Annotated in this window: 13 protein-coding genes; 7 read left to right on the top strand and 6 right to left on the bottom strand. The window is 68.9% G+C overall.

The window, feature by feature from the left end:
• The first annotated feature begins 418 nt into the window (after positions 1-418).
• Complete coding sequence (locus VD972_RS34225; protein WP_324993005.1) at positions 419-1,513, top strand: hypothetical protein; 1,095 nt, start codon at positions 419-421, stop codon at positions 1,511-1,513.
• A 164-nt stretch (positions 1,514-1,677) separates the two neighbouring features.
• A complete protein-coding gene (locus VD972_RS34220; RefSeq protein ID WP_324993004.1) occupies positions 1,678-3,774 on the top strand; it encodes a type IV pilus twitching motility protein PilT in 2,097 nt (698 codons plus the stop codon).
• A 58-nt stretch (positions 3,775-3,832) separates the two neighbouring features.
• Here VD972_RS34220 and VD972_RS34215 read toward each other — a convergent pair whose 3' ends face one another.
• The 4 genes from VD972_RS34215 to VD972_RS34200 form a co-directional block, all read right to left on the bottom strand.
• Positions 3,833-6,586 carry a PAS domain-containing protein gene (locus VD972_RS34215; protein WP_324993003.1) on the bottom strand — a complete coding sequence of 918 codons (2,754 nt, stop codon included), beginning with the start codon at positions 6,584-6,586 and terminating at the stop codon, positions 3,833-3,835.
• Positions 6,587-6,615: 29 nt separating this feature from the next.
• Positions 6,616-8,676 (bottom strand): S9 family peptidase, encoded by a 2,061-nt coding sequence (locus tag VD972_RS34210; protein ID WP_324993002.1) that lies wholly within the window; start codon positions 8,674-8,676, stop codon positions 6,616-6,618.
• Positions 8,677-8,854: 178 nt separating this feature from the next.
• Positions 8,855-10,051, bottom strand: coding sequence for a peptidase C39 family protein (locus VD972_RS34205; protein WP_324993001.1), 1,197 nt, complete (start codon positions 10,049-10,051; stop codon positions 8,855-8,857).
• Positions 10,052-10,160: 109 nt separating this feature from the next.
• Entirely contained in the window at positions 10,161-12,635 is a 2,475-nt protein-coding gene (locus VD972_RS34200) for an alpha-L-rhamnosidase C-terminal domain-containing protein (RefSeq protein WP_324993000.1), read from the bottom strand.
• 167 nt (positions 12,636-12,802) lie between these two features.
• On the opposite strand from VD972_RS34200, the gene VD972_RS34195 reads away from it, so the two are divergent.
• The 5 genes from VD972_RS34195 (at position 12,803) to VD972_RS34175 (ending at position 18,575) form a co-directional block, all read left to right on the top strand.
• Complete coding sequence (locus VD972_RS34195) at positions 12,803-13,585, top strand: HipA family kinase (RefSeq protein ID WP_324993006.1); 783 nt, start codon at positions 12,803-12,805, stop codon at positions 13,583-13,585.
• Positions 13,563-13,964, top strand: coding sequence for a DUF3037 domain-containing protein (locus VD972_RS34190; protein ID WP_324992999.1), 402 nt, complete (start codon positions 13,563-13,565; stop codon positions 13,962-13,964). Before VD972_RS34195 ends, VD972_RS34190 begins: the two co-directional genes overlap by 23 nt.
• A 181-nt stretch (positions 13,965-14,145) precedes the next feature.
• Positions 14,146-14,472: a hypothetical protein gene (locus tag VD972_RS34185; RefSeq protein ID WP_324992998.1), complete on the top strand. Its 327-nt coding sequence runs from the start codon at positions 14,146-14,148 to the stop codon at positions 14,470-14,472.
• Positions 14,473-14,492: 20 nt separating this feature from the next.
• On the top strand, positions 14,493-16,676 hold the full coding sequence (locus tag VD972_RS34180; protein WP_324992997.1) for an ATPase domain-containing protein: 2,184 nt from the start codon (positions 14,493-14,495) through the stop codon (positions 16,674-16,676).
• A 36-nt stretch (positions 16,677-16,712) separates the two neighbouring features.
• Complete coding sequence (locus VD972_RS34175; RefSeq protein ID WP_324992996.1) at positions 16,713-18,575, top strand: sensor histidine kinase; 1,863 nt, start codon at positions 16,713-16,715, stop codon at positions 18,573-18,575.
• A gap of 8 nt (positions 18,576-18,583) precedes the next feature.
• Here the strand turns inward: VD972_RS34175 and VD972_RS34170 are convergent, their stop codons facing one another.
• Both VD972_RS34170 and VD972_RS34165 read right to left on the bottom strand, forming a co-directional pair.
• Positions 18,584-18,994 carry a hypothetical protein gene (locus VD972_RS34170; RefSeq protein ID WP_324992995.1) on the bottom strand — a complete coding sequence of 137 codons (411 nt, stop codon included), beginning with the start codon at positions 18,992-18,994 and terminating at the stop codon, positions 18,584-18,586.
• 43 nt (positions 18,995-19,037) lie between these two features.
• Positions 19,038-19,948: fatty acid desaturase (locus tag VD972_RS34165; protein WP_324992994.1), on the bottom strand; the 911-nt coding region annotated here is incomplete at its 5' end.

Raw genomic sequence — 19,948 nt, 5'->3', positions numbered from 1 at the left:
GGTGCTGCACCTCCAGCCGTGTGGCCTCTGCCTTCGTGAGCTCGCCGCTCTTCACACCCTGGACGATGCGCACCTGCTGCTTCACCTGCCGCCGGTCCGACCGCGCGGCCTCGGCCGGAGCTGCCATCATCACGCCCGCCACCACCGCCACAGCAAGAGAGAGGGTCTTCATCTTGGTCGTTCTCCTTGGGTTTGTGCCGGCCGTGCCGGCATCGTCTCTGCCGACATGAACCCGACGCCCGGGTGGAAGTTGCGGGCCCTCTCCCAGGGATTTTTCAGGAGGAATGTTCGCCTGTAAATTCAGTCGGTTAGGCGCTGTTCGCGGTGGGTGGACGCACTTGGCGTCGTCGTGGGCACCGCCAGCATGGGGGGCGCCATCACACTTGAACCAGGGGGGGCATCCGTCCATCTTCCCGGGGTGAGCACCATTCCCCACCCCGACTTCAGCGCTGAGCGCTTCGCGCGAGCCCCGGAGGCCCGCTTCGAGCCCGCTCCGGCGGATGGAGTCCTGCCCGAGGGCTTCTTCTCCACCACGAACCTGCCCACCTACGTGCGGGTGGGAGGGCGCTGGCGCATGCCGCGCGAGCCGCGGATGGACTGCGCGCTGGTGCTGGGGGCGGACGGGGAGCTGTGGACGCGTGAGGGGCGTCGCGTGCGCCAGGGCGAGCGGGTGGCGATGGGCCAGGCGGAGGATGGGAGCCAGGGCATCTACGTGCACGCCTCGTGGCTGGCGGGTGGCGTGGAGGGCGAGTTCAAGTTCATGACAAGCGAGGTGTCGCGCGAGAAGCCCATCGACTACGCGCGCATGGCGCGGCTGTTGGTGGCGGAGCGCGAGCGGGGTGGCTATCCGGTGTGGGTGACGGGGCCGGCGCTGGTGCACTCGCGGGCGCGAGCGGACATGACGTGGTTCATCGTCAACGGCTTCGTGGGGGCGCTGCTGGCGGGCAACGCGGTGGCGGTGCATGACATCGAGGCGTCCATCTTCGGCACCACGCTGGGGATGAGCGGCGAGGGCGAGGCGACGTCGGGCGGGCATGGCCTGCACATGCGCGCCATCAACCAGGTGCGCGCGGCGGGCTCCATCGCAGAGGCGGTGGAGCGGGGCGTCATCAAGGACGGCATCATGCACGCATGCGTGGTGCACGGCGTGCCGTTCGTGCTGACGGGCTCCATCCGGGATGACGGGCCGCTGCCGGACGTGGTGACGGACAACCTGGCGGCGCAGGACGCCATGCGGCGCCACACGGTGAAGGCGACGATGGCGGTGCTGATCGCCACGGCGCTGCACGCGATCGCCACGGGGAACATGCTGCCCTCGTTCTTCACCGAGCCTGACGGTGGGCTGAGGGAGCTGGCGACCATCTGCGTGGACTCGTCCGAGTTCGTGGTGAGCAAGCTGAAGGACCGGGGCACGCACCAGGCGTTTGGCGTGGTCACCAACGCGCAGGACTTCCTGCACATCCTCCGGCTCTTCGTGGAGCGCGAGCTGGCCTCACGAGCCCCGCGTCGGTGACAGTCCTTCCCGCACGCCGCGTGCGAGGGGCCGGCGGCCGTCCGGGGTTCGACCCATTCTGTAATTTTGGCGTGTCCTGGTGCGGTAGGAGGGCGGCCTGCGCCTGGGCGGACTGAGAGGGCTTGTCTCTCTCGTGCTACAAAAAGCTTAAGCTCGCGGACGCCATGGCCAGGCTCGACGCCATCATCGAAAAGCTCTTCAAGGACTCCGGTCAGGAGCTGCTGATCCAGACCGGTGGCGGTGTGAACATGCGCACCCCCACGGGGCTGCTGCCGGTGCTGAAGCAGAACCTCACCACCCAGCAGATCCTCGGGGCGATCGCGGAGCTGCTACCCGCTGAGCAGCGGACCGCCTTCCCGCCCGAGGGCACCACCGCCTTCCCCTACGCCGCACCCGCTGGCCAGGTGCAGGTCACGCTGGAGCTTCTCCAGGGCTACGTGAAGGTGTCGCTGGTGCCCTTTGCCCAGCTCCCCTCGCCCTTCGAGGAGGAGAAGCTCGAGCTGGCTTCGCCGCACGAGATGCTCGATCTGGTGGCCCAGGCTGTCGACCCTGTGCTCATCTCGCAGGATCTGCCGGATGCGTACGAGCTGGAGCTGGAACTCTCTGGGCCGGGCGGGTTCAACACTCCCATTCCTAAGGCGCCTCCCGCGCCGCCAGCCCCGGTGTCAGCTCCCGTGCCGGTGCTCCCCGTGGCGCCAGTAGCACGGCCCGTCGCGGAGACCCCCGCCCCCGTTCCGCACGCCACACTGGCGGAAGTTCCTGCAGTGGCCGAGCCGCACGTTCCGGCCGCTCCTGTCGCGCCCGCGGCCCCGCCGGTGCGTGCAGCTCCCGCGAGGCCGCTCACACTGGCGCCGGTGCCTGCTCCTACCGCCCCTGCGGCATCGGTAGCACCCGCCGCTCCTATGGGGCCTTCGACGCTGCCCCCGGTGCCTGTTCCCGCTGCACCCGCCGCAGCCGCAGCTCCATCCACGCACGTGCCGGCCACGCCGCTTGTCCCGGCAGTCCCCACGGGTCCTGTCACCCAGCCCCCGGTGCTCACCGTTGCTCCAGCGGCTCCCGTCCTGGCGCCTGTGGCGCCGGGCCCCTCCGTCGAAGAGGTCCAGGACCCCAGGAAGCTCGCCGAGTCACAGATGCTCGCCTTGATGAAGGCGATGCTGGCCCGTGACGCCTCGGATCTGCACCTGACGAGCGAGACGCTGCCGCACATGCGCATCGACGGCGACATGGTGGCGATCGAGGACTACGGCGTCGTCACGCACGAGAAGCTCAAGGCGATGATCTTCAGCATCGCCCCCGAGAAGAACCGCAAGCAGTGGGAGGAGTTCCACGACACGGACTTCGCCTACGAGACGTCCGCGGCGCGCTTTCGCGTCAACGTCTTCGAGGACCGCAAGGGCATCGGCGCCGTGCTGCGGCAGATCCCCAACAAGATCCGCACCGCGGAGGAGATCGGCCTGTCCCGGCACGTGCTGGACCTGTGCTTCCTCACCAAGGGACTGGTGCTGGTGACGGGCCCCACGGGCAGCGGCAAGTCCACCACGCTGGCGGCGCTGATCGACTACGTCAACCGCCACCGCGAGGACCACATCATCACCGTCGAGGACCCCATCGAGTTCGTTCACAGGAACAAGAGCTGTCTGGTGAACCAGCGCGAGGTGGGAGTCCACACGCACTCCTTCAAGAACGCACTGCGCGCCGCGCTGCGAGAGGACCCAGATGTCGTGCTGGTGGGCGAGATGAGGGACCTGGAGACGATCGCCACCGCCATCGAGACGGCGGAGACGGGGCACCTCGTGTTCGGGACGCTGCACACCAACACGGCGGCGTCCACGGTGGAGCGCATCATCGACCAGTTCCCGGCGGATCGTCAGCCGCAGATCCGGATGATGCTCTCCGAGTCCCTCAAGGGCGTCATCGCGCAGTCGCTGTGCAAGCGCATCGGCGGCGGGCGGGTGGCGGCGCAGGAGGTGCTCCTGTGCACCGGCTCGGTGTCCAACCTCATCCGCGAGGGGAAGGCGTTCCAGATTCCCTCGGTGATGCAGACCTCGCGCGGGCAGGGGATGGTGACGCTGAATGACTCGCTGCTCGAGCTGGTGAAGAAGAAGGTCATCGAGCCGAACGAGGCGCTCAGCAAGTCAGTGGCTCGCTCCGAGATGCGCGCCATGCTGGAGCGCGCGGGCTTCAAGGTGGACACCCCAGCCCCGGGCGCGGGCTCGGCATCAACGCCTGCTCTGGCGGAGGCGACGCCCCCCACGAAGTGAGGCCTGGCGCGAGCCGCGGGAAGCCTCGCCCCCCGCAGCGAACCGCAGGGCAGGCCGCTCAGGAGGCTGCGCCGGATGCGCTTCGGGGCAGCCGCACTTGGAAGGTGGTGCCCTCTGCCTCGGAGGACTTCACCTCCACTGTGCCCGCATGCGCCTCCACCAGGTGCTTCACGATGTAGAGGCCCAGGCCCACGCTGCGGCCCTGCTTGTCCACGTCCGCCGTGGCCCGCTGCAGGGGCTCGAAGATGCGCGGCAGCAGCTCCGACGGAATGGGGGCTCCCGCGTTCTGCACCTGGAGCACGATGTGGCCCGGCTCTCCCCTCATCGTCACCGCCACGGGTGTGCCCTCGGGGCTGTACTTGAGGGCGTTGGTGACGAGGTTCTGCACGGCCTGAGAGAGCCGGTCGGCATCCCAGCTTCCCTTGCCGTCGCCCTCTTGCCGCAGCCGCACCTCACGGTCGGGGTAGATGGCCTCCACCTCCTGCAGGACGTTGCGCACCACGTCGAACAAGTCCGTGGGCCGCCGCTCGAGGCGGATGCCGCTCCCCAGGCGCGCCTGGGTGAAGTCGAGCAGGTCTCGAATCATCCGGCTCGCGCGCTCGACGCTGGACTGGATGCGCACGGTCACCTTCGTCTGGCGCTCACTCAGGTCGTCTTGCCGCAGGAGGCTCATCACGCCCAGGTGGATGGCCTGCAGGGGATTGCGCAGGTCGTGACTGACGATACCGATGAGCTGCTGCTCGAAGTCCGAGCGCCCCTTGGACTCCTGGGCGAGCCGCTCCGCATCATGCCGGGCGCGCACCAGGTCCGTCACGTCCTGGGCGACGACGAGGACCCCATCGGAGAGGCCCTCCCGCCCGCGCATGGGCTGGTACACGAAGTTGAAGAAGGCCTGCTCCAGCCTCTCCGCGCCGTGCCTGCCAAGGACGACGGGCGTCTCCCGGCCCACGAAGGGCTCCCCGGTCTGCATCACCCGGGTGAGCAGGGTGTCGAAGCCCTGGCCCTTCAGCTCTGGGAGTGCCTCGAGCATGGGCTTGCCCACCACGTCGCGGCTGCCCACCATCTGCTGGTAGGGCGCATTGGCCGTCTCGAAGACATGGTGCGGGCCCCGGAAGATGGCAACCCCCAGGAGGGGCTGGGACATGAGCGCCTGGAGGAACTCGGCCTGGGCGCTCTCGGCCTCCTTGCGCGGGCTGATGTCCACCACGGTACCCAGGAAGCGCACCGGCTTGCTGGCCGCATCGAAGTACGCGCGCCCGCGAGCCTCCACCCAGCGCTGGTGGCCGTCGGTGTTCCGGAGGCGGTACTCCAACGCGTAGCGGCCTTCGCGCGCTCCTGCCAGTGCTTGGGTGACAGCTTCGACCACCTGCTTCCGGTTCTCCGGGTGCACCGCCTCGAAGACCGCCTCCTGCGTGAGAGGCCCGTCCGGCGCGAGCCAGAACAGCTCGCGCATCCGCGCATCCGCCAGGATGTGCCGGGTGCGAAGCTCCAGCTCCCAGGTCCCCACGCCTGTCGCCTCCGCCACTCGGCGCAGGTGCTCCTCGCTCTTGCGCAGCGCCTCCTCCATGCGGCGGCGCTCGGTGATGTCGACGTTGATGGCCACCGCCCCCACCACCTCGGTGCCCACCCGGATGGGAGCGCAGGAGCTACGGACCACGCGGTCCTCGCCCGTTCGCAGGTTGCGCACCAGCACCTCCTGAACGTCGGGCTGTCCCCGCAGGGCGGAGGTGAAGGCCTGGCCCTCCTCCGGGATGATCTCCCCGGTGTCCACGCGGCGCGTGCGGATCTCCTCTGCCAGGGTGCCGATGTTGCGGTTGAGCGCCTCCACGCTGTCATAGCCGAGCATGTCCAGGGCGGCCGCGTTGGCGCGGTGGATGCCGCTCGGGCCTCCCACGTACAAGGCGTCCGGGATGCTCTGGAAGATGGCCTCCAGCTGCGCCGTGGCCGCCTCCGCCCTCCTGCGCGCCACCACCTGCTCTGTCACCTCGAAGCCGAAGACGGCGATGCCGTCCACGTTTCCCTGTGCATCGTGCGTGGGTTGGTACACGAAGGTAAAGAAGGTGTCCTCGAGCTGGCCATTCCCATGCCGGTCCAGCCGCAGTGGCATCTCGTGGCCAACGAAGGGCACACCCGTGCGATACACCTCGTCCAGCAGCCGGATGAAGCCTTGATTCACCACCTCCGGCAGGGCCTCGCGCACCGGAAGCCCCACCAGCTGTCGCTCTCCCGCGATGACACGCCGATAGAGGGGGTTGGCCATCTGGAAGACGTGGCCGGGTTCTCGCAGGACGCAGACGATGGCTGGCGCGTTCTCGAACAAGTCCCTCAGGTGGACACGCTCAGCATCCAGCTCCGCCTGGGTGGCCTCCGCCAGGGCCTGGGAGCTGCGCGCATCCGCGATGGCTCGGCGCATCCGCAGCAGGGTGCGCACACGCGCCAGGAACTCCGTCTCGTCGTAGGGCTTGGCCACGTAGTCATTGGCGCCCGCCTGCAGCCCCTCGCGGAAGTCCTCCCGCGCCCCTCGCACGGTGAGCATGAGCACGGGCAGGGCCGCCTCATCGTGCTGCTCGCGCACGAAGCGGCACGCATCCAGCCCGGACACGCCGGGCAGCTGCCAGTCGAGCAGCAGGAGGTCCGGCGGGGGCTCGTCGCTCAGGCGCTCCAGCATGCTGGCGGCATCGCCGAAGTGCGTCACCGCGTAGAACCTCCCCAGCAGCGCGAGCGTGCGCTGCGTGTCCAGGAGGTTGTCCTCCACGAGCCACACCCGAGCCGGGGCTCTGGAGGGGGGGGGATGTGAGAGACGTTCGGGCATGAATGCAACTCCCGCCAGTGCTGCTGTGACTAGGGCGCGCTCTTGACCACGGGGGCCGCGGCGCCCGGCTTTGTCCACTGGTCCAGCCAGCTCAGCACCGTGTCGTGCCACAGCACGCTGTTGGCGGGCTTGAGCACCCAGTGGTTCTCATCCGGGAAGTAGAGGAACCGGGAGGGGATGCCGCGGCGCTGGAGCGCGTTGAAGGTGCCCAGCGCCTGTGTCTCCACCACGCGGAAGTCCTTGCCGCCCTGGACGACGAGCATGGGCGTCTTCCACTTGCCCACGTGGTGGATGGGGTTGTGCTTCTCGAAGGCGGCGGGGTTCGCCCACGGCGTGCCGCGGTGCTCCCACTCGGGGAACCAGAGCTCCTCCGTGTCGAAGTACCCCATGCGGTTGTCGAGGATGCCGTCGTGGTTCACCAGGCACTTGAAGCGGTCCGGCCAGCTCCCGGCGATCCAGTTGATCATGTAGCCGCCGTAGCTGGCGCCCAGCGCGCACACCCGCTCGGGGTGGAGGAAGGAGTAGCGAGAGAGGGCCGCCGCCAGCCCCTTCTGCAGATCCTCCAGCGGCTTGCCGCCCCAGTCATCCTGGATGGAGTCCGTGAAGGCCTGCCCGTAGCCCGTCGAGCCGTGGAAGTCGATGCTCACCACCGCGTAGCCCCGCGCCGCGTACGTCTGCGGGTTCCACCGGTAGTGGAAGTGGTTGCTGAAGCTGCCCTGCGGCCCGCCGTGGATGAGGAAGGCCACCGGGTACTTCTTCTTCGGATCGAAGTCGACCGGCTTCACCACATAGCCGAACACCTTCTCCCCGTTCCAGCCGGCGAAGGTGAAGGGCTCGTAGTCTCCGAAGCGGATGGCGGCCAGCGCCTCCTGGTTGACGCGGGTGAGCGGGCGCGCGTCCGAGCCGTCCGCGCCGCTGGAGACCAGGTCCGCGGGAGCCTTCAGCGTGTCGAAGCTGTAGACGATGCGGCTCCCGGCTGGCTGCACGTCCGAGGCATGGCCCTGCTGGGTGAGCTGGCGCACCTGGCCGCTGGCCACGTCGATGGCGAAGGCGGGATGCTGGCCCTCGCTGTAGGCGGAGGTGAAGAGCGTCTTGCCGTCCGTGCTCCAGGCGAGCCCGCCGGCGGAGCGATCCCACTTCTCCGTGAGCACCCGCTCCTTGCCCTCCGGCCACGTGCGGAGGATGACGCGCAGGCGGTCCGCCTCGTAGCCCGGGCGCTCCATGGCCAGGTACGCGAGCGTCTTCCCATCCGGGCTGAACACCGGGGAGGTGTCCGTGGCGCGGTTGCTGACGGTGAGCTTGCGTGGCGGGCCCTGCCCGTCCGCGGAGGCGAGGAAGAGATCCAGATCGGTGCTCCAGGACTCCTGGCGGCCCACGTCCCGGGCGGTGAAGACCACGCCCTTGCCATCCGGGGTGAAGGTGAACTCTTCCGGCCCGCCGAAGGGCTTGCCCGGGCTGTCCGCGTCCATGCCCTTCATCACGTCCACGGGCGTGCCGCCGGCCACGGGGACGACGAAGAGGTGCGAGCGGGTGCCCTCCTTCCACGAGTCCCAGTGGCGGACGAAGAGCTTGTCGTAGACGCGGCCAGAGCTCTTGTTCTTGGCCTTCGCCTCGTTGCGCTGGGTGTTGCAGTCCAGGGTGGGGCAGTCGGGGAAGACCTCCAGGGCGACGGCGAGCCTGGCGCCATCCCGCGAGAGGGCGAAGGCGTTCACGTCGAGCGGGAGCTTCGTCACCTGCTGGGGCTCGCCGCCGTCGATGGGCAGGCGCCACACCTGGGAGGAGCCGCCGCGCGAGGAGAGGAAGAAGAGGCTGCGGCCATCCGGGGCCCACACGGGCTGGTTGTCACTGTCCGGGTGGGAGGTGAGCTGGCGAGTGCCGGAGCCATCCGCGTTGACGAGCCACAAGTCCGTGCGGCCGCGGTTGGCTTCCATGTCCGTGGTGCGCAGCACGAAGGCGATGCGCTGGCCGTCAGGAGAGACGCGCGGCTCACTGAGCCGGCGCAGCGTGACCTGATCCTGGACGTTGTAGGGGTGGGGCGAGAGGGCGGGGGCGGCAGTGAGCACCAGCGCCGCCAGGAGCGACAGGGGCAAGGCTTCCTCCAGTCGGGGTGACAGGGTGTCTATGCGCCAGGGCTGCACGGCGCAACGGCGGGGACGGTGCCTGCTTCACTGGCGGCTGTCCACTCCGAGGAGCGCTCCCTTATCCTTATATGTATACGGAGCGCACCTCAGCCTGGCCGCCCACCGAAGGGGCAAGGTGTCGGCGCGCTCACAGGGCGGGCACCGTCCAGCCCTGAGGGTAGATGAGGTACGCGGTGCCGGCCGAGGCGCTCTGCCACAGCGGCTCCAGCTGCGAGCGGTAGTACGTGCGGCGCACGGTGGTGTTGCTCGGGCCGGCCGGGTCGTTCACCACGGGGTTGCCGGCCGCGTCGAAGCCCACCAGGACGATCAGGTGCCCGGCGGTGGAGGCGATGGGCGCGCCCGTGAGCTCGCCATTGCGCCACGCCACGCTCAGGATGGCGGGGACGCCCGCGGAGATCCACGGCTCCAGCTGGGAGAAGCTCGTGAAGCGCGCCACGTGAGCCTGGAAGCCCTGGGCCGAGGCATAGGCGGTGTTGAACGGCCAGTTGCCGTGCCCGCCGTAGTACCAGTCATACACACCGCTGACGGAAGCGCGCACGTGCGGCTCGCAGCTCGTCGTGCTCTCTCCGGCCCAGTACCGCAGCACCATGGCGGTGGACGTGGGGCTGCACCAGACCTCGCCTCCGTCCGGGTAGACCATCTGCGAGCACTGGGGCACCCCGAGCACCGTGTTCCAGCGGGCGGAGCTACCAGGAGGGAACGAGGAGGGGCGGTCCGGCGCCAGGGAGACGGTGACGGCGCTGGCGCGCAGGCTTGGGGTGGCCACGCCGTTGGCGCTGAAGAGCCGCACCTTCACCTGCCAGGCGGTGGCGGACGCCTTCTTGGCGGTGACGACCAGCGTGTCGGTGGCGACATACGCCACGTTGTCGGACTGCGAGGTGGCCGAGTGACGCTGCACCGTCGAGCCGTCCGAGGCCCACACGCCCAGGCTGTACCACTTCGTCCAGGTGCCGGAGACCTGCACGCGGATGAATGTCTCCACCCAGGTGCCCGTGGGCGTGCTGGCCTCCCAGGAGGCGATGGCCTGGCGGAAGGCAAAGGAGGAGGTGACGATGGGGCTGGTCACCTCGCCCTGCACGAACGAGCCGCCGTTGTAGTAGTTGCCGCCGGCGAAGCCGCCGGGCCCGTACGGATCCGTGCCGGCCCAGGACTGGCCCGGGAGCAGCTGGAGCGAGCCATCCGCCGCACGGCTCGCACCGCTGAGCTGCCACGAGGAGAACTCGCCGCGATGGGCCGCCCAGCGCTTCGAGGCGCTCTGGCCCGCCATGGCCGCGGGGGGGAGTGCGAGAGTGACGAGCAACGCCAGTACAGCGGTCCTGGGCATCCGCATGGGCGCCTCCGGTTATTCAGGGTGGACGCGTCTTACTTGTCTATGCCTCCGGGGCACAAGGCTCGCGGTGGGGAGGAGTCCACGGCTGGACGGGGCCGCTCGTTCAGCGGGGAGTCTGCGGGCGGCTGTCGAGGCTCACGGCGCTGCGCCCTGGAGGCAGGGCCCGCGTCTGTCCCGCCCAGTGGAGCTCGCCTTCGACGCCGGCGGGGAGCTGGACTCGGGCTTCGAGCCGTCCGTTCTTCACGGTGTACGCCACGGACAGCTCCCCGCGAGGGTGGGGGATGGTCCCACTGGCCTGCGGGAGCGAGCCCAGCGCAGGCCGTAGGCTCACCCGCTGCCAGCCGTGCGCGGCCGCGTCGATCCCGAGCACCGTGCGGTACAGCTCGATGTTGGGGCTCGCGCCCCACGCGTGACACTCGGAGCGGGAGGGATCCTCGGTCTCGGCCCAGGTGGTCAGCCCCAGGGCCAGCATGCGGCGCCAGGGGCCGAGCTGATCGAGGTACGTGTCCCCCAGCCCCACCTTCCGAAGCGCGTCGTGGACATAGAAGCGGAAGTAGATGGTGGGGCGGGTCAGTGTGGTATCGGCGAGCGCTCGCTCCATCAACGTGCGCGCCTCGTCACCGGTGACGGCCTCGGCCAGGACGGCGAGCGCGTTCGCATGCACCGAGAAGCTCTTGTGGTGGGCCGTGTCTGCGAAGAGCTTCCGGGCGTCACTCCAATAGAGGCGGCGGAGGGTGGCCCGGAGCGCGGCGGCGGCCTTCTCGGCCTGCTCGGCGCGGGCGGGCTCACCCACGGCGCGCTCCAGCTCGGCCGCCCAGTCGTACGCGAGCAGCAGGTGCAGATCCATGACGGACGAGGAGCCCTGGGGATCGCTCTCCGGGAACACCGTCTCGCCGGCCTTGCTCCAGAAGGGCGGCACGTTCCACCCGGGCGGCACGCCTCCGGGCCAGCCCTCCACCCAGTCGACGAAGCCCCAGTAGGGCAGCCGCGTCAGCCCACCCTCCGGCCGCGAGTGCCGCTGGAAGTAGGAGAGCACCGCGCGGACACCCGAGAGCTGCTCCCGCGCGAACGCCGCGTCTCCCCGGTACCACCAGTGGTCGTGCACCATGCCGATCCAGAGCAGGGAGAAGGCGGGGATGTACTGCCGCGAGCTGACGGGATAGCGGCTCGTGGTCAGCTCGTCGCTCACGCGCGACTGGTTGAACTGGACGATGGCGTTGCGCATGAGGCGGTCATCCCCGGACATGTAGAGGGAGATCAGCGCCTGCACTCGCGTGTCGCCCACATACTGGAGCTGCTCGTAGTAGGGACAGTCCATATACGTCTCGTGCGCGCACAGGCGGGCCGTCCGCCAGCCCACGTCGAGGATCTTCTCCAGCTCGGCGGAGCGGGCGTCGAAGCGGGCCCGGCGCTCGAAGGGATAGCCGGTGTAGATGCCTCGCAGATCCTCGAGGGTGAGCGGCTCGTCCGCCGTCTCGATGATGAGCTGCACGTAGCGGTACGTGCGCCACCACAGCGGCGAGAAGAGGCGCCGGGCACCTCCATCGGGCCACAGCTCGTCCATGTTGCCGCGGAAGAGCTTCCCGTCGACCTCGTCCCGGTGCCCCTTCTGCTTGCCATCGGGTCCCCAGAGGTTCTCGGCGTAGGCCACCTCGACCCGCGCTCCTCGTCCACCCGAGACGAGGAGCTCCAGATAGGCGGTGGTGAGGTGCCCCTGGTCCAGCAGCAGCTCGGCGCGGGTCCGGGCGGGAATGCGCAGCGCGGCGGGCTGTGCCGGGAACCCCTGGGGCACCTGGACGCCGGTGGAGCGCCGCACGGCCTTCAGCCGCTCGGGACGCTCCTCCATGAGGGGGATGTTGCGGGGGACCAGCAGCCACTCGTTGTCCGTGACATACGAGCCCCCCTTCGCCGCCGCTGGGGCCACGACGGCCACGGCGGGCCAGGCCGCATCATCGAAGCCCGGGAGCTCCCAGCCCCAGGGGTGTCGCTCCGCCCGCAGACGATCTCCTGGCCCGGCCACATAGAAGGTCTTCATCCGGGCGTACCCCATGGGCAGCACCTCGAAGCCCTCATCGCGGACGGCCTTCCACGAGGGCCCGCTGTCGACGAGGGTGCTCTCCTTCTCGGTGTCTCCTTGAAGGACGAACCCGGTGCGATGGCTGATCTGGGCGAAGGGCCCATGCTCGGCGTAGTTCCACACCACCGCGGCCAGGACGTTCTTCCCCGGGCGGAGCTGGGGACCGAGATCGACCGTCTCATAGCGCCAGTTCTCGATGTCGCCGCGGGCAGGGCCGCGCACCACGCGCACGCCGTTGACGAAGAGCGCATACCGGTTGTCTCCGCTGACGTGGACGCGGAACGTGCGCGGCTTGGAGGCGAGCTCGAACGTGCGCCGGAAGAGATAGACGCCGTAGGCCCGAGCAGGGTGCCCCTCCGCGGCGATCCACTGCGCCGTCCAGCGCGCAGGCTGGGCGGACGTGGGAGGGCTGCCTGAGGGCGCGGCCTGGGCGGTGTGGACCAGCAAGACACCGAGGAGCAACCAGAGGCAAGAGCGGCTGGAGCCGGGAGATGAGCGCATGCGAGAGCGAATCCTACAGGGAAGGAGCGCCGCTGACGGCCAGCTCCGGCGGCGCGCTGGGGCTAAACCTGTCTGGTTGTCAGACAGGTTTCCCAGCGCCCCGCGGCAGCCGGGCTGCGCCAGTCTCCCCTGCGGCGCTCGGACGCCTCCGTGATAAGTGCGGGGTGATGCTGAGGACGGTGACGGCGACCAGGTATGTGACGCCGCTGCGCGAGGGTGGCTCGGTGCCCGCCATCGTGGAGGCGGATGACTCGGGGATGTACGTGCTGAAGTTCCGAGGCGCGGGCCAGGGGCTCAAGGTGCTCATCGCGGAGCTGCTGGCAGGAGAGCTGGCACGTGCCATGGGGCTCCGCATCCCGGAGCTGGTGTTCATGCACCTGGATCCGGTACTGGGCCGCGCCGAGCCCGACCAGGAGATCCGGGATCTCATCAAAGCCAGCGGAGGGCTCAACCTCGCGCTGGACTACCTGCCAGGCTCCATCACGTTCGATCCCGTCGCGGGGCCGGCGCCCGTCGCAGAGGAGGCCTCGGCGATCGTCTGCTTCGACGCCTACGTGACGAACGTGGACCGGACACCGAAGAACCCCAACATGCTGCACTGGCACAAGGAGCTGTGGCTCATCGACCACGGGGCGTCGATGTACTTCCACCACTCGTGGGCGGAGTACCTGGAGCGCAGCAAGACGGCGTTCGCTCCCATCAAGGACCACGTGCTGCTGCCCTGGGCCACCGCGCTGCGTCAGGCCGAAGCCACGCTGCGCAGCCGGCTGACGCCCGAGGTGCTCGAACAGACGGTGGCGCTCATCCCAGACGAGTGGCTGGGAGGGGAGGAGGCCTTCCCCTCCAAAGAAGCACACCGGGCGGCATACCTGGCCTGGCTGCGAGAGCGGCTGGAGGCAGCGCCACGGTTCATCGAGGAGGCGGAGCGTGCCCGCGCCCAGCTCGTTTGATTACGCCATCGTCCGCGTGGTGCCTCGCGTGGAGCGCGGCGAGTTCATCAACGCGGGCGTCATCCTCTTCTGCCTCACAAGCCGCTTCCTGGCAGCCAAAGTCGAGGTGGACGAGCGGCGCCTGCGGGCCCTCGAGCCCGAGGTGGACCTGGAACTCGTCCGCAGCCACCTGGAGGCCATCCCGCGCATCTGCACCGGAGGCCGGGCGGCGGGGCCCATTGGCCAGCTGCCCCAGAAGGAGCGCTGGCACTGGCTGGTGGCGCCGCGCAGCACCATCATCCAGACCTCGCCCGTTCACTCGGGGCTCTGCGAGGACCCGGCCAAGGCCCTCGAGCACTTGATGGACCGGATGGTGCGTCTGCAACACAAGCCATCTTGACGGTGGACTTGCTCAATTCCACCCGCTAAGCCCTGCGAAGTCTGGCGCCAGCTCCCTCTGCAGCCCCTGCCTCCAAGAGATGTCTGAACGCAACCTTCACAGCGACGTCGTGAGCGCCTGGCGAGACGGCAGGGCAGGGCCTCTGTCTCACCATGCGCTCGTCGAGCTCTATGAGCGTGCCTTGGATGCGCTCTGGCGCCGGGCTCACATGAGCCTGGGAGAGATCACCTTGATGGCCATCCTGGAGCGGGTGCTCTACCAGGGGACCGAGCAGTTTCCGCACCTCGCGGCGCTCAAAGTCGAGACGAGCGGAGTGCACTTCGCGGAGCTGCGCCAGGCCGTGCCAGCCCTCGACGGAGCGCTCCTCGATGAGTCCCTCGCGTTCCTGGTCGTCGAGCTGCTGCGGGTGCTTGGCACACTCACAGGAGAGATCCTCACGCCAGGCCTCCATACGGAGCTGCGCAAGGTGCAGGCCCGGTCGGCGGATGAGAGGGGTGGAAAGGCATGAGTGGCCCAGGTGAACGGCCAATGATTCCCCGGCTGGAGACGGGCATCCCCAACCTGGATGCCATCTTCCACGGCGGCATGCCCAAGGGCGGGGTGACGGTGCTCGCGGGCCCCCCGGGCTCGGGCAAGACCATCCTCACCCAGCAGATCTGCTTCCACCACGCCGCCCAGGGCGGCCGGGTCCTCTACTTCAACACCCTCTCCCAGCCGACCGCGAAGACGCTGCTCTACCTGCAGCCCTTCTCCTTCTTCGATCCGGCCCTGCTCGACGATCGCGTCCGCTTCATCGACCTCGGCCTGATGCTCCGGACCCAGGGAATCGAGCGGACGTGCAACACGCTGATGGACCACCTCAAGCAGTTCAAGCCCTCGATGGTGGTCATCGACAGCTTCAGGGTCTTCGACGACCTCTCCCGCTCGACCGAGGAGCTGCGCAAGTTCACCTACGAGCTCACCGTCCGGCTGATGGCCTGGGAGTGCACCACCTTCCTGCTCGGGGAGTACAACTCCGAGGACTTCGACCACCCGACCTACTCCATCATTGACGGCATCATCACCGTCAAGCAGCGCGAGGTCTCTGGAGAGCAGCAGCGGCTGCTCCAGATCGTCAAGATGCGCGGCACCTCGCACAGCAACGACGAGCACCCGTTCATCATCACCACGGACGGTATCGAGGTCTACGCGCCCGCCATCACCTTGCGGCGCAAGCCCCAGGCCGGGCAGGACTCGAAGCCCTCCCGCCGCCTGAAGACCGGCATCTCCAAGCTCGATGAGCTGCTGGGTGAGGGCATCCCGCTGGGCTCCAGCGTCATCGTCTCGGGCGTGGCGGGCTCCGGAAAGACGGTGTTGGGGCTGGAGTTCCTCTACCGCGGCGCCCGGGAGCATGGCGAGAAGGGCGTCTACTTCTCCTTCGAGGAGACCAGTGCGCGCCTGCGCGCCACCGCCCGGGGGTTGGGCTGGGACCTGGACCGGGAGATCGACCGGGGACTGGTGCAGCTGGTCTTCATCCCCCAGCCGGACATCCTGGTGGACCGGGACATCCTGGAGATGCAGCGCCACGTCGAGGCCCTGGGGGCCCGGCGCGTGGTGATCGACTCGCTCTCGCTCTTCCTCCACAAGATCGAGGACAATCGCATTGTGCGCGACAAGGTGTTCTGGCTGGCGAACATCGTGCAGAACCAGGGGGCGGTGGGCTTCTTCTCCAACGACTCCCTGCCCGGCTCACAGCAGCTCACCCGCTTCGGTGTGGAGGAGACCGTGGTGGACGGGGTCATCTCTCTCAAGTGGGAGGCAGAGGGGCTGGAGCGCCACCGCTACCTCGAGGTGATCAAGCTGCGCAACACCGGGCACGCCAAGGGCCGGCACTCGATGACCATCGACCGCGGGGGCATCACCCTCTTCCCTCGCATTGACGAGGTGTCGCTCCGCGCGGCGGTCGTCCCTCCTTCGCCTCGCCGGGAGCGGGTCTCCTCCGGCGTGCCGCAGGTGGATGAGCTGCTCGGGGGTGGGCTGCTCGACGGCAGTGTGACCCTGGCTTCCGGCAGCCCCGGCACGGGCAAGAGTACCCTCAGCGTGCAGTTCGTGCTCGATGCGGCGCGCCTCCGGGAGCGTGCGCTCTACATCAGTCTCGAGGAGGGCCCCGCCCAGCTCATGCAGAGCGCCGAGCAGCTGGGGCTTCCGTTGAGGAAGGCGGTCGAGGCAGGGTGGGTGGAGATCCTCTATCTGCCCCGAGAGCAGCGGCACGCGACACGCTTCCTCAGCCAGGTGGAGGACAGGCTCCACGAGTTCAAGCCTGACCGGGTGGTGCTCGACAGCGCCAGCGACATCGAGGTCCTGGGGCTCATCCCCAAGGACCTCCAGCAGCTCCTGTACAGCCTGGTCGCCCGCCTGCGCGCCCTGGGAGTGACGAGCCTCTTCACCCTCGAGTCCCGAGCGCTCTTGTTCTCCGACCCGCTCAGTGAGCAAGGGCTGTCTCCGCTCGCCGACAACATCCTCATGGTCCGCTATGCCCAGGAGGCGGGCGCGCTCATCCCGGTGCTGTTCGTCGTGAAGACTCGGGGCAGTGTCCACGACCGGTCGGGCTATCGAGTCATCATCGGGAAGGGAGGGCTGCGGCTGACCAGCCAGTTCGGGGAGCAACCCCCACTCCTCCCGGAAGGGCCGAAGAAGAAACGGGGCCTGAGGCTCAAGCGCGGCCGCAAGTAGGGCTCACAGGCCAGGCTGGAACCAGGAGGGCACGCCATGGAGGAAGGTGAGGGAGCCGCGTCACGGGGGGACTCGCATCGGTCCGTCCGCGAGCTCGAGCATGCTCGGCGCTACATGGGCCACCTCTATGAGATCAGCAAGCTGCTCACCGGCTTTGAGGGGGTGGAGCGCACCTTCCCCAGGGTGATGGACATTGCCGCCGCTGCGCTGCCCCTGCGCCTTGCACTCCTGCTCGAGGGGGTGGACGCGGAGGGTCAGCCCCTCCTGGAGCATCCCCTCCTGACCGTCTGGCAGGTGCCAGAGATGACGGCCGCTCAGCGGGCCGAGGCCGCCGACCATGCCGCCGCCACGTATGCCTACCTGGTCAAGGCCCCTCAGGTGGAGCTCCAGGGGGAGGCCTCGGTCGAGCTGGAGCTGGCGGGGGCCTGGATCCTCCCAGCACCTCCCGAGAGCGCCGGGCCTGCCTTCATCACCCTCCCGCTGGTCTCCAAGGGACACATCTTCGGCATTCTCCAGGTGGAGGCGGCCGGAGGCCTGGCTGAGGAGAGGCTCGCCTTCGTCGACGTGGTGGCCAACCAGCTCGCGGTGGCGCTGGACCGGCACTACGCGCTGAGGCGTGAGGTGAGCCTGCGCAAGCGCGCCGAGGCGCTCGAACGCCTCCAGCGCGACCTTCTGGCGCGCGAGAGCGAGGCGCGCCGGAAGGTGGAAGAGGCTCACCGGCGCCAGACCTTCCTCGCCGAGGCGGGAGCCCTGCTCGTCGGCTCGCTGGACTACCGTTCCTCGCTCCCCGCCCTCGCACGCCTGCTAGTCCCCGCGTGGGCCGATTGCTGCGCCATTGATCTGCTCCATCAGGGGCCTGGCGGCGAGCGCATCGCCCTGGTGGCCTCCGAGCCCCCGGGCAGTCCCCCCGGGCGCGACTCCTTCCTCGCCCAGTCCCTCGCCTCCCATCCATGGGTGGCCTTCCCGGCAGGCCCCGAGAACCTCCCCCCCGCGCAGGTGCCGGTGGAGCGGGCCGAGTGGGACGGGTTCCCTTCCAACCTCCGTGTGCCCCTGCGCGTGCGCGGCCGCATGTTCGGGGTGCTGACCCTCCTGTCCGCGCGTCCGGGGCGCTATGGCTCCGCGGACGAGGTCCTCTTCCAGGCGCTCGCCCAGCGCATCGCCACGACGGTGGACACCGCGCTGCTCCACCAGCAGACCCAGGAGGCGGTGCGCTGGCGCGAGGAGCTGCTCGCGGTCGTCTCCCATGATCTCAAGACGCCGCTGATCGTGGTGAGGATGAACGCCGAGATGCTCCTCCATGCCGCGCGCTCACCCGGGGAGGAGCGCCGGAAGCAAGGCCGGCGGCACATGGAGCTCGTCCTCCGCGCCGTGGAGCAGATGCACGAGCTCATCAGCGGCATCCTCGACCGGGCGCGGGTGCAGGGGATGCCCATCCCGCTGGCGCCCCAGCCGCTGCCGGTGGAGGGGCTCTTCCATCAGGCGCTCGAGGTGCTCCGGCCGCTCGCCCTGAGCAAGTTCCAGGAGCTGAGGGTGGAGGTGGCCCCGGGGCTGCCGCGGGTGAGCGCCGATCGGGAGCGCATCCTCCAGGTGCTCGGCAACTTGGTGGGCAACGCCATCAAGTTCACCCCTCCGCGGGGCCTCATCACCCTGCGCGCCAGACCGGCGGACGGGATGGTGCGCCTCTCGGTGAAGGACAACGGGCCGGGCATCCCTCCCGAGGACGTGCCGAACCTCTTCGAGCGCTTCTGGCGGGCGAGCAACGCGCTCGAGCGGGGCACGGGGCTGGGGCTGAGCATCGCCAAGAGCATCGTGGAGGCTCACGGCGGGACCCTGTGGGTGGAGAGCCGGCCGGGAGCCGGCAGCACCTTCTTCTTCACGCTGCCGGTGGCCGAGCCCTGAGCCGCTGACTACAGCGCGGCCTCGAGCTTGGTGCGGATCCGGTCGGCGTAGTCGCCCACGCTCCCGTCCGAGCGCTCGTAGGAGGGGTCCGCGTCGACCTTCAAGATGTCACCCTCCACGGACACCTCCATCGAGGACCAGCTCCGGGTGCTGGTGATCTGGACCTTCTTGATCTTCGCCTTGAGGGCTTCGCGGCCGAGATCGTCCTGGCAGATCGACGCCAGCGACTTCTCCAGCGGCTGGAAGAAGTTGTAGTCGAACATGGCGGTGTACTCGGGCGAGTAGCCGTCCTTGGCGAGCTGGTCCCAGGCCACGTCGTACTCGAGCTCGAAGCCGCAGACCCCGTTCAGCTTCTGCTTCCACGCCGGAAAGTGATCCTTCTGGTAGGCCGCCAATGCGCGCTTCTCTGCAAGACCCATGAAAATAGCCTCCGGTTGTTGAGCCGCGGGAATATGCCAGAGCCTAGGCGGCCGAGTCGACGGCGGACGGCGGCTTCTGCAGCGACTCCACCGAGTCCGGCACGAGCCCCACGCCCCCCGTGAGCACCCGGCGCTTCTGCGGGCCCGGGCGGGTGATGCGGCTGTAGAGGCTCATGGAGGGATCGAAGATGAACTTCACCAGCAGCCCCGTCCACGAGCGGTGCCACACCAGCGTGTCGTAGTGCTCCGGCGCCAGCGCGCGGACCTGCGGCAGCCTGTTCCACGGCACCGCGGAGAAGTCGTGGTGCTCGTTGTGGTAGCCGACGTTGAGCGCGGTGAGGTTCCACGGCCCGTAATAGGAGTAGGTCTCCTGCGGGTGGGACACCACGAAGTGCTCCTGGATGAGCCGGCCGCCCAGCGGGTGCAGGCCGATGGAGAAGAAGATGCTCAGGACGATGTAGAGGAACGCCCATGGCCCCAGCAGGAAGAACACCGCGGCGTCCACCGCGAACACCGCCAGCGCGTTCAGCACCGTCCACGGCTCCCAGAAGCTGATCAGCTTGGAGAAGCGCGGCATGCGCAGCGCCTGCATGAGCGGGAAGAAGGCGATCCACAGCGCCTTCATGAAGCGGCTGTTGCCCACCAGCTTCGCCTCGGCGTGCGAGGGCAGGTCTGCGTCCAGATCGAACTCGCCCTGGTGCCGGTGGTGGACCAGGTGGAAGCGGGTGAATGTCACCGCCGAGGGGATGACGTGCACCAGGTCCGCGCCGATGGCCGCCAGGATGTTCCCCGCCCGGCCCTTGAAGATGAGGCTGTGCGTGGCCTCGTGGATGATGACGTAGCAGGTGTTGTTCACCACCGCGCCCAGTGTGTACGCCGCCAGGACGATGACCCACCACGGCTGCTCCCGCACCAGGTACGCCGTGCCGAACTGCACCAGCAGGATGAGCGGCA

Origin of the sequence: Hyalangium sp. (assembly GCF_035629615.1) — a bacterium.
GTDB lineage: Bacteria > Myxococcota > Myxococcia > Myxococcales > Myxococcaceae > Hyalangium.
Note: the sequence above shows the minus strand (reverse complement) of the source record. Positions and strands in the feature narration are given on the sequence as shown.

Bases quoted from the DNA above. Each gene is read 5' to 3' on its own strand.
- VD972_RS34170 (WP_324992995.1), bottom strand. From the start codon at position 18,994: ATGGGTCTTGCAGAGAAGCGCGCATTGGCGGCCTACCAGAAGGATCAC.
- VD972_RS34180 (WP_324992997.1), top strand. From the start codon at position 14,493: ATGATTCCCCGGCTGGAGACGGGCATCCCCAACCTGGATGCCATCTTC.
- VD972_RS34195 (WP_324993006.1), top strand. From the start codon at position 12,803: ATGCTGAGGACGGTGACGGCGACCAGGTATGTGACGCCGCTGCGCGAG.
- VD972_RS34205 (WP_324993001.1), bottom strand. From the start codon at position 10,051: ATGCCCAGGACCGCTGTACTGGCGTTGCTCGTCACTCTCGCACTCCCC.
- VD972_RS34200 (WP_324993000.1), bottom strand. From the start codon at position 12,635: ATGCGCTCATCTCCCGGCTCCAGCCGCTCTTGCCTCTGGTTGCTCCTC.
- VD972_RS34175 (WP_324992996.1), top strand. From the start codon at position 16,713: ATGGAGGAAGGTGAGGGAGCCGCGTCACGGGGGGACTCGCATCGGTCC.
- VD972_RS34220 (WP_324993004.1), top strand. From the start codon at position 1,678: ATGGCCAGGCTCGACGCCATCATCGAAAAGCTCTTCAAGGACTCCGGT.
- VD972_RS34215 (WP_324993003.1), bottom strand. From the start codon at position 6,586: ATGCCCGAACGTCTCTCACATCCCCCCCCCTCCAGAGCCCCGGCTCGG.